The 1,957-nt window shown below is 42.9% G+C and carries 2 protein-coding genes; both read left to right on the top strand.

The genetic code is table 11. The features are described 5' to 3' along the window. Positions 1 to 517: 517 nt before the first annotated feature. Positions 518 to 784: an ACT domain-containing protein gene (locus SORDD16_RS09160; protein ID WP_000644108.1), complete on the top strand. Its 267-nt coding sequence runs from the start codon at positions 518 to 520 to the stop codon at positions 782 to 784. A gap of 9 nt (positions 785 to 793) precedes the next feature. After that, on the top strand, positions 794 to 1,957 hold a 1,164-nt coding region (locus SORDD16_RS09155; protein ID WP_061453208.1), incomplete at its 3' end, for a PFL family protein.

Here is a 1,957-nt window from a genome sequence, read left to right as displayed (position 1 = left end):
TAAGAACAATGAGGCTTGAACAAAGTGAAAGCCAGCGTCTTTAGGCGCTGGCTGGTAATTTGGACTTATAGCTCTGATGCAAACCACCCGTTAGACGGGTAGTTATGATTGTTCTTGAATTTGAACTGCTTAAGCTTGCGAATAACGGTAGATACAGGCATGCTTAATTCTTCAGCGATAGCAGTCATGGGTTGTCATTCAATCAGTTTTTGAGAGACTTTCTGGAGGTCGTACCTTCCCCTCAATTTCCTACATTTATGGCGTTATAGTCCAGATTAGCCAGACCTTTCTTTAGAGTGTCGAGTTCAATAATATCATCAATTTTGATGTTTTGGTTGTTAATTCTGAGGGGGGTGGTAATTTTAAAAATGTCCATGTGATTCTTTCTAACGAGTTGTTCTATCGTATTTCACTATAGATTTTATAGAGTCTATTTTTCATGGAAATATGTTATACTAGGAAAAAGAAAACCAAAAACGTTCAGGTTTTCTAAAAATCGTAGAAATGGGGTATAAGGATGAAGGCTATTATTACAGTGGTTGGTAAGGACAAGGCTGGGATTGTTGCAGGCGTGTCTACGAAGATTGCAGAGTTGGGTTTGAATATTGATGATATTTCTCAAACAGTACTGGATGAGTATTTCACCATGATGGCGGTCGTATCAAGTGACGAAAAACAGGATTTTACCTCTCTCAGAAATGAGTTTGAAACATTCGGTCAGACCTTGAATGTTAAAATCAATATTCAGAGTGCAGCAATTTTTGATGCTATGTACAATATCTAGGAGGTTATCATGGATATTAGACAAGTTACGGAAACCATTGCCATGATTGAGGAGCAGAACTTTGATATCAGAACCATTACCATGGGGATTTCCCTTTTGGACTGTATTGATCCAGACATCGAACGTGCTGCTGAAAAGATTTACCAAAAAATCACGACTAAAGCTGCAAATCTAGTGGCTGTGGGAGATGAAATTGCTGCAGAACTTGGGATTCCTATTGTTAATAAACGGGTATCGGTGACTCCGATTTCTTTAATTGGTGCTGCGACTGATGCGACAGACTATGTTGTTTTGGCAAAGGCACTTGATAGGGCGGCTAAGGAGATCGGTGTTGACTTTATTGGTGGATTTTCTGCCTTGGTACAAAAAGGCTACCAAAAAGGAGATGAAATTCTCATCAATTCTATCCCACGCGCTCTAGCTGAGACAGACAAGGTTTGTTCGTCTGTTAACATTGGCTCGACCAAGTCAGGTATCAACATGACTGCGGTCGCAGATATGGGACGTATCATCAAGGAAACAGCTGCGCTGTCAGATATGGGTGCGGCCAAGTTGGTCGTATTTGCTAATGCTGTTGAGGACAATCCTTTTATGGCAGGGGCTTTCCATGGTGTTGGCGAAGCAGATGTTATCATCAATGTCGGAGTTTCGGGTCCTGGTGTTGTCAAGCGTGCCTTGGAAAAAGTTCGTGGACAGAGCTTTGATGTAGTAGCGGAAACGGTCAAGAAAACTGCCTTTAAGATTACCCGTATTGGTCAGCTAGTTGGTCAAATGGCGAGTGAACGCCTTGGTGTTGACTTTGGAATTGTCGACCTAAGCTTGGCACCTACTCCTGCGGTTGGTGATTCTGTGGCTCGTGTCCTTGAGGAAATGGGATTAGAAACAGTTGGTACGCATGGGACGACGGCTGCCCTTGCTCTTTTGAATGACCAAGTTAAGAAGGGCGGAGTGATGGCTTGTAACCAAGTCGGTGGCTTGTCAGGTGCTTTTATCCCCGTTTCTGAAGATGAGGGCATGATTGCTGCAGTGAAAAATGGCTCCCTAAATTTAGAGAAACTAGAAGCCATGACGGCTATCTGTTCTGTTGGGCTGGATATGATTGCCATTCCAGAGGAAACACCTGCTGAAACCATTGCAGCTATGATTGCGGATGAGGCGGCAATCGGTGTTATT

Origin of the sequence: Streptococcus oralis (assembly GCF_001578945.1) — a bacterium.
GTDB lineage: Bacteria > Bacillota > Bacilli > Lactobacillales > Streptococcaceae > Streptococcus > Streptococcus oralis_Q.
Note: the sequence above shows the minus strand (reverse complement) of the source record. Positions and strands in the feature narration are given on the sequence as shown.